The following is an 11,090-nucleotide window of genomic DNA, read 5'->3' as shown; positions in this document are numbered from 1 at the left end:
AGGCGGGCCAGATCCGGGTGACGGGCCGGGGGCGCCGGGGGTGGGGCTTCATGCGTGGTACAGGCCGCCAGCATCACAAAAATCGCTGGATAAAGCAGGCGTGACAGGCGAATGTTTGAAAGCACGGCAATCCTGCGTATCATCATGGACAAGCGCATGGGCCGCCTGTGGGCGGACATGCAAACCAAAGCCGGACAACAACCCGAGGCCCGTCAAAATGCAAGCCCTGTCCCACGATCCCGTTCCGCACCCCCGTCTGGGTACGATTGAAACCATCGTTGTCGATTCGCGTACCCTGTCCTGTGACGGGGGGCTTGGCGCGCTGGGGCATCCGCGGGTTTTCCTGCGTATCGGCCATCACCAGACATTCTGTCCTTACTGTTCGCGGCTGTTCGTGCTCAGCCCCGATGCCCCGGCGGGCGCCGGTCACTGATCGCATCCTGATACATGTCCAGCGACAAGCAGGTTCACCTGATCCTGGTGGATGGTTCGGGCTTCATTTTCCGCGCCTTCCACGCACTGCCCCCCATGACCAGCCCCGATGGCACGCCCGTCAATGCGGTGTATGGTTTTTCAAACATGCTGTCGCGCCTGCTGCGCGAACATGCAGGTACCCATCTGGCGGTCATATTCGATGCGGGACGTCATACCTTCCGCAATGACCTGTATGATGAATACAAGGCCCACCGTCCCGAACCGCCGGAGGACCTGCGCCCGCAGTTCAGCCTTGTGCGCGATGCGACAGCCGCCTTCGGCGTGCCGGCGCTGGAGGAAGCAGGCTGGGAAGCCGATGACCTGATCGCGGCCTATGCCCGCAAGGCGACCGATGCGGGTGGGCAGTGCACCATCTATTCATCTGACAAGGACCTGATGCAGCTCATCCGCCCCGGCGTGATGATGATGGACCCGATCAAGAACCGGCCGATCGGGGTGAAGGAGGTCGAGGCAAAATTCGGGGTTGCGCCCGACAGGGTAGCCCAGGTGCAGGCCCTGATTGGCGACCCGGTGGACAACGTGCCCGGTGTGCCGGGCATCGGTCCCAAGACCGCATCGGCGCTGATGGCGGAATACGGGTCGCTGGACGCCATACTGGCTGGTGCCGAAAGCATGAAGGCGTCCAAGCGGCGTGACAACCTGCTGGCCCATGCCGACATGGCGCGCCTGTCGCTGCAACTGGTGACATTGCGTGAAGACGCGCCATGTCCCGAACCCCTGTCCGACCTTGCCTGCTGCGATGTGGACATGGAACGTCTGGGCGCATGGCTGTCGACCATGGGTTTTTCGTCGCTGCTGCAGCGGATGGGGCTCAAGGCGAAGCCGCGCCCGCGCATTTCCGCCCATGTCACGCCAGAGGGACTCAGCCAGCCCGTAGGGGACGTGCCTCCCATCCCGGCCGAACCCTATGGCGGTTACGTAACGGTGACTGACCCCGCAATGCTGCGGGAATGGGTGGAACAGGCCCGTAGCAGCGGGGTCTGCGCGGTGGATACGGAAACCGATGGCCTTGATCCGTTGACCGCCCCGCTGGTTGGCATCTCGCTTGCCCCGCAATGTGGCCGTGCGTGCTATATCCCGCTCAGGCATCAGGTTGACCTGATGGACAGCCTTGGCACCCCACAGATGCCGGTGAAAACCGCGCTGGAAATCCTTGAACCGCTCTTTGCCGATCCGTCGGTGCTCAAGGTCTTCCAGAACGCCAAATTCGACCTGCTGGTGCTGACACAGGCGGGCAGCGTCCAGCCCGCGCCGATTGATGACACCATGCTGATTTCCTATGCCCAGTCGGCGGGAAAGCATGGGCAGGGCATGGATGAACTCTCCCGCCTGACCCTTGACCATACACCCATTCCCTATGACGAGGTCACGGGCACGGGCCGCAATCGCGTGGTGTTCTCCAAGGTCGATATCGCGCGTGCCACGCCCTATGCGGCGGAGGATGCGGACGTGACACTGCGGCTGTGGCAGGTGCTCCGGCCGCAATTGCGCACCAACCATGCGCTGGCGCTGTATGAGGAAATGGAACGCCCACTGGTGCCGATCCTGGCGGATATGGAACGTGCGGGCATTGCGGTCGATGCCAATGACCTGCGCGCCATGTCCACCGAATTCGCGCAGCGCATGGGCGTGATCGAGGCCGAGATCCACAAGCTGGCCGGGCGTGATTTCAATGTCGGCTCCCCCAAGCAGCTTGGCGAAATCCTGTTTGATGAAATGGGCCTGCCTGGCGGCAAGCGGACCAAGGCGGGGGCATGGGGCACGGATTCATCAGTGCTGCAGGACCTGGCGGATCAGGGGCATGACCTGCCCGCACGGATTCTGGCATGGCGGCAGCTGGCCAAGCTGAAAAGCACCTATGCCGATGCGCTGCTCAACCAGATCAATCCGGCAACCGGGCGGGTGCATACATCCTTCCAGATGGCGGTGACGACAACGGGCCGCCTGTCATCGAATGATCCCAACCTGCAGAACATTCCCATCCGCACGGAGGAAGGCGGGCGTATCCGCCGGGCCTTTGTCGCAGCCCCCGGGCATGTCCTGGTCTCGGCTGATTATTCCCAGATTGAGTTGCGGCTGCTGGCGGATGTGGCGGATATTCCTGCCCTGCGCGAAGCGTTCGCGCTGGGGCAGGACATCCATGCCCGCACGGCGTCCGAAGTGTTCAACATTCCGCTCGAAGGCATGGACCCGCTGACCCGCAGGCGCGCCAAGGCCATCAATTTCGGCATCATCTACGGCATCAGCGCCTTCGGGCTGGGCCGCCAGCTTGGCATTCCGCCCGGTGAGGCGCGGGGTTATATCGACGCCTATTTCGCCCGTTATCCCGGCATCCGCGATTACATGGAACGGGTGAAGGCCGAAGCGCGGGCGAAGGGATACGTCACCACGCCATTCGGCCGCCGCTGCTGGGTGCCGGGCATTGGTGACAAGAGTGCCGTGCGCCGCAACTATGCCGAACGCCAGGCCATCAACGCCCCGTTGCAGGGCGGAGCCGCCGACATCATCAAACGCGCCATGGTGCGAATTCCTGCCGCCCTTTCGGATGCAGGGCTTGACGGACGCATGCTCCTTCAGGTCCATGACGAACTTGTGTTCGAGGTGCGCAAGGATGATGCCGATCGTCTGGCAGCCCTCGTCAGGCAGGTCATGGAATCCGCAGCCACCCTTTCGGTGCCGCTGGTCGTGGAAACCGGGACCGGAACGAATTGGGCGGATGCACACTGATGATGCGAAATGAACGGGACCGGTTCTTTGTTATTGTAGGGCTGGTCATACTCGCGGTTTCCTCGATCGCCGGATATTTCGGCTACCGTTATTCCAGCAACGCCCCCGTGCCGCTGACCACTTATGGCAACCCCGTTGGCGGCTCTTTCCGCCTGATCAACGGGGCGGACGGGTCGGTGATGGATACCGATTTCCGCGGGCGGTGGATGATGATCTATTTTGGTGACACCCACTGCCCCGATACGGTCTGTGGCGCGACCATGAAGGCGATGGCCGACGGGGTGGAGGCACTGGGCCGTGACCGCGCGCATCTGGTGGTGCCCATTTTCATTTCCCTTGATCCCATGCGCGATACGACGGAGGTGCTGCGTACCTATGCCCTGCGTTTCGGTACGCATGTCACGGTCATGACCGGATCGCCCAAGATGCTGCAGGCGGTCGCAAAGGAATACCATGCCCCTTACGTCCGCCATGACGGGGAAAACGGTGAATACAGCATGGAACCCGCCACCCAGATCGTGATCATGTCGCCCACCGGGCGGTATGCGGGCAGCCTGCCGTCCACCGCTACGGCGGCGGATGTCACCGCGCGCATGACGGAACTCATGAACGCGCCGGGCAAGCATTGAGAAAACGGGACCGCGCATGAAGGCACCATGGCAGGCATTCGGCGCGGTCCTTCTCCTCCTGCTGGGAGGGATGGTACAGGGCCTGCCCGCCCGTGCGGCCGATGGTACGCAGGGCAGCCCCCATCGTGGGGGCACATTACGGCTGACGGCGGTCAGCGCAGCCGGGACACTGGATCCGCAGATCAATTACAGCAGCCAGTACATGCAGCTTATGGGTGTCATGTATGATGGCCTGCTGACCTATCCCAAGCTGGAAGGTCCGGCCGGGGCACAGGTGGTTCCCGATCTGGCGCAGTCCATGCCCGAACGGCTTGATGACGGGCGCACATGGGTGTTCACCCTGCGCGACGGTATCCGTTTTTCCGACGGGACACCTCTGACCGTGGATGATGTGGCGGCGTCGCTGCAACGGCTGTTTCGCGTCGGTTCCCCTACGGCGGGGTCGTTTTACGGCGGAATCGTGGGGGCGGATGCATGCCTGCGCGATCCCGCCCGCTGCACGCTGGCCGGTGGGGTGGAAACGGACGCGGCCACCCGGCGCATCACCATTCACCTGACAGCGCCGGATTCTGAATTTCCGCAAAAGATCGCCTTCGGGCATGCCGTGATCCTGCCTGCCAGCACGCCTGCCCATGATCTGGGCGAGGTCGCGGCACCGGTGACAGGTCCATATCGCATCGTGTCCTCCATCCCTGACCGGGGCATGCGGCTGGAACGCAATCCCTATTTTCATGAATGGAGCGAGGCCGCCCAGCCCGACGGGTATGTCGATGCCATACAGTATGATTATGGCCTGTCGGAAGAAGATGCCGTCACCGCAGTCGAACGGGGACAGTATGACTGGATGGCTGGCCTGAAACCACTGGACCGGCTGGGGGAAATTGGCGGGCGCTATACAGCGCAGGTCCATGTCTATCCGCTGTACGGTCTTATGTACATGCCCATGAACGTCAATATCCCGCCCTTTGACGATATCCGGGCACGGCAGGCGGTCAATTACGCGCTGGACCGGCGCGCCATGACCATCCTGTATGGCGGGTCGGGCATTGCCGCCCCGCTATGCCGCATGGTGCCCCCCGGCCTTCTGCCCGGTGACGGGCAGTGCGCATGGACCGAAGGCGCGGATCCCGACCATCCGGCCCCGCGCTGGGCGCGCCCCGACATGGCGCGCGCACGACAGCTTGTGCGCGAAAGCGGGACAGCGGGGCAGGATGTGACCCTGATCGTCCCGGCGACCGTCATGGATACCAGCATGGGTACCTACCTGCGCGACATGTTGCAGGATATTGGCTATCACGCGCATCTGCATCCGCTTTCACCGGCCATGGAACTGGCCTATGCCCAGAACAGCGCCAACCATGTCCAGATCAGCCTTATGGGATGGTATGCGGATTACGTGTCCCCATCCAATTTTGTGGACACGCTGTTTGACTGTGACAATTTTCATCCCGGTTCCGACAGTTCAATCAACATGTCGGGGCTGTGTGATTCCGGGGTCCAGACGCTGGTGGCGCGTATCCGGCACGAACATGATCAGCAGGTGATACAGGGCCTGTGGCAGCAGGTGGATGACCGCATCACCCGGCTTGCCGCCGCGGCCCCCATGATCAGCATAAGCTATGTGGATCTGGTCTCGCCCCGGTTGGGGAACTATTTTTCCACGCGCCTGTACCACATGACGTTTTCGCGTGTGTGGGTAAAGTAAGGGAGTATTAAAATAGATCATTGATAGAAAATAAAAGCTTTTTGGTATCGACTTATTTTAAAAAAACGATTTTTATTTCAGATTCACCAAAAATTCTTTTGATTTCAAGCTGAGCTTTCAAACAGCTTACAGGCAGGCAGGCATTAAAAAACCCCGCCGGAAGACCGGCGGGGCATGATACGGGAAACGGACCCGGATCAGAGCATGGACTTCGCGCGGGCTTCAACCTTCGCGCAGGCCTGCTTGCGGATGTCGGCCGATGCATCTTCCAGCGAGATCGGTGCCTTGCCGCCAACCTTCAGCAGGCCGGTCGAACCGTCGGCATAGGACATGTTGCCCTTCTGGTTGGACGGAACGTCGTTGGTCTTCTTGTTGAACGCCGCCAGCACGGGCCACGCTTCGGACGCGGTCAGGTAATTGGACTGGATGCAGTAATTCATGATGCCGCCCAGATCAGCGGGCTTTGCCGAGGCCACGGCCGAGTACACCGTTTCAGCGGACAGGGAGCCGGGCTTGATCGCCTCGACCTGGTTGGCGACGCCTGCGCCGGTGGGCGGCGAGATTTCAGCGGCATGGGCCGCAAGCGGCGCGACTGCCATGATTGTGGCGAATGCACCGGCAGACAGGACGCGACTGAACGACACCATATTGATTTTCCTTACCTTGTTTATCAGGCAGGGGTGGGAACCCAACCCCGCCATTTGTAAATCTGTGTGTCAAACATAACATGATGTGGCAATTCGGTACCCGTGTGGCTGATATGTCTGGCATTCGGCTTTTCGATATATAGCACCCTTGTCCATTCAGGCCTGCGTCCCATAAACCCCTGTTGTCTGACGGTATTTCACCCTGTTGCATATCGTGGGCGGGGTGTGGGCATGGGGGACACCCTTCGTCAAGAAGTCGTGAGGAAGCTTAACGCAGCGCTTCCGGTGCATGGAAACCGCCATATGGACGCAATGGACATTGAGTCCGCCCCGACTTCGTGGGAATGCTGGGCCATACGTGGCCCTAACCCCTGTGCACGGGATCAACATGCAGCATTTGCGCCTTCTTCTGAAAGATGTCTGGTATCTCACCCGTCCCTATTTCGCGTCCGAGGACAGGAAATGGGCATGGGGCCTGCTGGCGGCGGTACTGGTCCTGACCTTTTCCATGGTGGGGCTGGACCTGCTGCAGTCCTTCTCGCGCAATGTGTATTACACGGCGCTGCAGCAGCGTGATGCCAAGACCTTCCTGCGCGGCCTGTTCTGGTATGTGCATAACCAGGAAGGCTTTGTGCTGGGCTTTTTCATCATCACCATCCCCGCGGTGCTGTGCAGTATCTATGCCACCTACCTGCAGCAGATGCTGGGCCTGCGCTGGCGGCGGTGGCTGACACAGCGCATGACGCGGCAGTGGATGGAAAACCAGACCTATTTCCGTATCGCCATCACCACATCCGGGCTGGAAACCGGCGCCGACAACCCCGACCAGCGCATACAGGAAGACCTGAACAGCTTTGTCACCGATACGCTGACGCAGTTCATCAACCTGCTGTCCAATATCGTGACGCTGTTCAGTTATGTCGGCCTGCTGTGGGCGCTGTCCGGCCCGCTGGAGGTCTTGGGTATTTCCATACCCGGTTATTTCTTCTGGGCCGCGCTGATCTATTCCGTTCTGGCGACGTGGCTTACGCACCTTGCGGGACACAAGCTGGCGGGGCTGCAGTTTTTCCAGCAGCGCGCCGAAGCCGATTTCCGCTACAGCCTTGTCCATGTCCGCAACAATGCCGAAGGGATCGCCCTGTACCGGGGCGAGGCGGAGGAACAGGCCGGGCTCAACCGTTCCTTTTCACATGTGTACGGCAATTTCCTTGTCATCATGCGCCGGACCAAGTGGCTGGGGCTGCTGACGACAGGACTGGAGGTCGTGTCGGGCAATTTCGCGCTGCTGATCGGTTCGATCCGGTATTTCGCGGGCAAGATGACGTTTGGCACGCTCATGCAGCTGGTCATGGCGTTTTCGCGTGTGCAGGGGGCGCTGGGCTGGCTGTCCACGTCCTATGCGTCGCTGACGACATGGCATGCGGAGGTCGCGCGTCTGGCGACCTTCCAGCGGGTGATGGACCGTGCGCAGGCCATGCGTGACGAGGTCACGGTCGTGCCCGCCCCCGCGACCGCGAACCTGCAGGTCAGCGGTCTGGATGTGTTCCGTCCCGATGGCACGGCCCTGCTGCGCAATGTCGGCTTTACGCTGGAACATGGTCAGATGACGGTGGTGACGGCCCCGTCGGGCACCGGCAAGTCTACGCTGTTCCGCGTGCTGGCGGGGATCTGGCCGTTCGCCACCGGCACCATCACACAGCCGGATGTGGCGATGATGTTCGTCCCGCAGCGGCCCTATGTGCCCACCGGCACGCTGCATCGGGCGGTGACCTATCCCGCCGGGGTCGATGCCTATCCGGAAGCGGATGTGATCGCGGCCCTGCAGCAGGTCGGGCTGGGCCAGCTTGCGCCGCGCATCGAAAGCGAGGAAGCGTGGGGGCAGATCCTTTCGCCGGGTGAACTCCAGCGTCTGGCCTTTGCGCGTATCATACTGGCGCGGCCGGGATGGGTGTTCCTTGACGAATCAACCTCCAACCTTGACGCGGAATCGGAAGCGGCGCTGTACGCGCTGCTGCGTCAGGCCTGTCCGGACATGACGGTTGTCTCCATCACGCACCGGGAGTCGGTGGTGGCGATGCATGTCAACCGTGTCGATCTGTCCCCCTTTGCCGTCGCCGCCCCCGAAGGCCGCGCGAAAGGCATCAACGCGTCGCCTGCATCGCCGTGACCATGAGGTCGGTGTTGTGGCGCATCATGGTGATGTAGTCCGGTGCGGGACCACCGGGCGGGGACAGGGCTTCGGCATACAGTTCCCCGCCGGGCCGGCTGCCGGTTGCCCGCGCCACCTGCTGGACCATGCGCGGATCGGCGGCGTTTTCCATGAAATAGGTGGTGACGCCCGTCTGGCGGATCTGCCGGATCAGGGCGGCGATATCCCCGGCCGAGGCTTCCGTCTCGGTCGAAAGGCCCTGTGGCGCCATGAAGGTCAGGCCATAGGTCCGGCCGAAATAGCCAAAGGCGTCATGACTGGTCAGGATACGCCGGCGGTCGGCCGGTATGGTGGCGATGCGGTCGCGGATGTCGCGGTCCAGTGCGCGAAGCTGCGTGACGTAAGCTGCGGCCGAGGTGCGGAAGCTGTCGGCATCCGCCGGGTCGATGGCGATCAGCGCATCACGGATGTTGTTGGTCCAGATGATGACATTGGGCACGCTGTTCCAGACATGCGGGTCCGTTTCCGCCTGCTGCAGGCCCGGCGGGGTATAGATGCTGATCCCGTTGGACACGATGACGGGCGTGCCATGGTAACCCGCCGCATGGGCCAGTCGGCTGAACCAGCTTTCCAGTCCCTCGCCACTCATGAACACGATATCGGCCTGCCGTAGCTGGCGGGCATCATCGGGGGAGGGTTCGAATTCATGCGGGTCGCCATCGGGGGGCACCAGTGACGTGACATGCACATGCGTGCCCCCCACATGCGCCACCACATCGGCCAGCACGGTAAAGCTTGCGACTGCCTGGACCGTATGGGGCACGGGCGCGGCAAAGGCGGACATGATGGACAGGGTCCCGCAAAGACCCAGCAGGCAGGACAGGCGGCGCATTGCGCGAACTCCGTTAAAAAAGGCTGCTGACAAAAATTGGAAGTTTTTTTGGGTGTGACCTTTTTTCAAAAAGGCCGAGTTTCCTGAAGCTTTTTGAAAAAAGCTTCGCCAAAAACTTTTACTTTTCAGTATGTTTCATGAACATGTGCGCCCTGCACGAAGTCCCGCAGGCGACATGACAAGGGAAAGGATATAAAGCACGCTGCATGTCAGGATGATCGATGGTCCCGCCGCCAGCCGGTAGTGATAGGATACCAGCAGCCCGATCAGCCCCGCCGCCATGCCCGTTGCGGCAGACAGCACCATCATGGGCAGCAGCCGGCGCGTCCATAGCCGCGCGGTCGCGGCGGGGACCATCATCATGCCCACCGACATGAGGGTGCCAAGGGCTTCGAACCCCGCCACAAGGTTGATGACCACAAGGAACAGGAACACCATGTGGTAAATGCCGCCGCGCCCGCCGGTCATGCGCATGAAGCCGGGATCGACACATTCCATGACCAGTGGCCGCCAGATGATGGACAGCATGATGATGCTGAGTGTCGTGATGCCGCCCATCAGGCACAGCGCCGATGCGTCAATGCCCAGAATGGTGCCAAACAGCACATGCAGCAGGTCGATATTCGACCCCCGCGCAGAAACGATCAGCACACCCAGCGCCAGCGATGTCAGGTAGAAACTGGCAAAGCTGGCATCTTCGGCAAGCTGGGTCCGTCTGCTGACCAGACCGGCCAGCCCCGCCACGCCCAGTCCCGCCACGATTCCGCCAATTCCCATGGCTGTCAGCGACAGGCCGCCCGCCAGCAGGAATCCGATGGCGGCCCCGGGTAGGATCGCATGGCTCATCGCATCGCCAATCAGGCTCATGCGGCGCAGTTGCAGCATCACGCCAACCGGCCCCGCCCCCATGCCAAGCGTCATGGACGCCACCAGCGCACGGCGCATGAAACCGAAGGATGCAAACGGATCCCATAATACGGACAGGATGCTCATGATGGCATGTCCGTCCATCTGTCCCGTGTCCCGCCATAGGCGTGCTGCAGGGTCACAGGGGTCAGGATGTCGGGGGTCCGGCCCCATGTCGCCTGTCCGCCATGCAGCAGCACGACATCGGGGAAACAGGTACGGATCTGGTGGATGTCATGCAGTACGGCAATGATGGTGCGACCCTGCGCATGCCATTCGCATACCAGTTCCAGCAGGTCCTGTGTCGTGGGTGCATCCAGTGCGGTAAAGGGTTCGTCCAGTACGATGACCCGTGCATCGGTCATCAGCAGCCGGGCGAACAGCAGGCGCTGGAACTGACCGGCCGACAGGGCCGCGATCATGCGCTGTGCCTGCCCGCCCAGGTTGACGCGCTGCAATGCACTGGCCGCGCGCAGGCGCACCGCCCGGTCCGCCCCGCCAAAAAGGCCCGTCTGCTGCCATGCGCCACCCAGCACCATGTCGGCCACGCTTATGGGAAAACCCCGATCAATGATCCGGGCCTGCGGCAGATAGCCGAAATCACGTGGACCAAGGCCCCCGCGCGTGACTGTGCCATGCGCCAGGGGCACTTCACCAAGAATGGCGCGCAGCAGGGTGGACTTGCCCGTGCCGTTGGCGCCTGCAATGGCGGTCATGCTGCCGGGGCGGAAACTGCCGGTCACGTGCTGCCACACTGTCTGTCCACCCATTATGGTCCCCGCATCTTCCAGCCGGATCGTGCCGGTGGTCGTCCCGGTGGTCATGGTATGGAGATGGCCCACGCGATCAGCCCCCACAATACGGCGCACGGCACGGTCATGCAGACCAGCCGCTGCCACCATGCGCGCGCCATCCATGTGATGGGTAGCGGGGCAGGGGA

The 11,090-nt window shown here is 62.0% G+C and carries 9 protein-coding genes and 1 pseudogene; 5 read left to right on the top strand and 5 right to left on the bottom strand.

Annotated features, from left to right (window positions below):
- Positions 1-179, bottom strand: a pseudogene (locus tag F1542_RS17445) (lysophospholipase); the annotation flags it as partial.
- Positions 180-217: 38 nt separating this feature from the next.
- On the opposite strand from F1542_RS17445, the gene F1542_RS10495 reads away from it, so the two are divergent.
- Genes F1542_RS10495 through F1542_RS10480 form a run of 4 tightly spaced genes read left to right on the top strand, consistent with a single transcriptional unit; the run spans position 218 to position 5,556 of the window.
- Positions 218-433, top strand: a complete 216-nt coding sequence (locus F1542_RS10495; RefSeq protein WP_193732985.1) for a zinc-finger domain-containing protein — start codon at positions 218-220, stop codon at positions 431-433.
- Between the two features lie 14 nt (positions 434-447).
- A complete protein-coding gene (gene polA / locus F1542_RS10490) occupies positions 448-3,222 on the top strand; it encodes a DNA polymerase I (RefSeq protein WP_193732984.1) in 2,775 nt (924 codons plus the stop codon).
- On the top strand, positions 3,222-3,851 hold the full coding sequence (locus F1542_RS10485; protein ID WP_193732983.1) for an SCO family protein: 630 nt from the start codon (positions 3,222-3,224) through the stop codon (positions 3,849-3,851). The genes polA and F1542_RS10485 overlap by 1 nt, the downstream gene beginning before the upstream one ends.
- Positions 3,852-3,867: 16 nt before the next feature.
- A complete protein-coding gene (locus F1542_RS10480; RefSeq protein ID WP_193732982.1) occupies positions 3,868-5,556 on the top strand; it encodes an ABC transporter substrate-binding protein in 1,689 nt (562 codons plus the stop codon).
- A 197-nt stretch (positions 5,557-5,753) separates the two neighbouring features.
- Here the strand turns inward: F1542_RS10480 and F1542_RS10475 are convergent, their stop codons facing one another.
- Positions 5,754-6,203 carry a DUF2501 domain-containing protein gene (locus F1542_RS10475; protein ID WP_010511043.1) on the bottom strand — a complete coding sequence of 150 codons (450 nt, stop codon included), beginning with the start codon at positions 6,201-6,203 and terminating at the stop codon, positions 5,754-5,756.
- 388 nt (positions 6,204-6,591) lie between these two features.
- On the opposite strand from F1542_RS10475, the gene F1542_RS10470 reads away from it, so the two are divergent.
- Entirely contained in the window at positions 6,592-8,370 is a 1,779-nt protein-coding gene (locus tag F1542_RS10470; RefSeq protein ID WP_193732981.1) for an ABC transporter ATP-binding protein/permease, read from the top strand.
- On the opposite strand, the gene F1542_RS10465 is transcribed toward F1542_RS10470, so the two are convergent.
- From F1542_RS10465 to F1542_RS10455, 3 genes are all read right to left on the bottom strand, one after another.
- Positions 8,345-9,244 (bottom strand): metal ABC transporter solute-binding protein, Zn/Mn family, encoded by a 900-nt coding sequence (locus F1542_RS10465; protein WP_193732980.1) that lies wholly within the window; start codon positions 9,242-9,244, stop codon positions 8,345-8,347. The genes F1542_RS10470 and F1542_RS10465 overlap by 26 nt on opposite strands.
- 135 nt (positions 9,245-9,379) lie before the next feature.
- The gene (locus F1542_RS10460) at positions 9,380-10,237 is read right to left on the bottom strand and encodes a metal ABC transporter permease (RefSeq protein ID WP_193732979.1); all 858 of its coding nucleotides are present in this window, start codon (positions 10,235-10,237) and stop codon (positions 9,380-9,382) included.
- The gene (locus tag F1542_RS10455) at positions 10,234-11,052 is read right to left on the bottom strand and encodes a metal ABC transporter ATP-binding protein (RefSeq protein WP_193732986.1); all 819 of its coding nucleotides are present in this window, start codon (positions 11,050-11,052) and stop codon (positions 10,234-10,236) included. The genes F1542_RS10460 and F1542_RS10455 overlap by 4 nt, the downstream gene beginning before the upstream one ends.
- Positions 11,053-11,090: the final 38 nt, after the last annotated feature.

The sequence above is a fragment of the Komagataeibacter sp. FXV3 genome, assembly GCF_015155755.1.
GTDB lineage: Bacteria > Pseudomonadota > Alphaproteobacteria > Acetobacterales > Acetobacteraceae > Komagataeibacter.
Note: the sequence above shows the minus strand (reverse complement) of the source record. Positions and strands in the feature narration are given on the sequence as shown.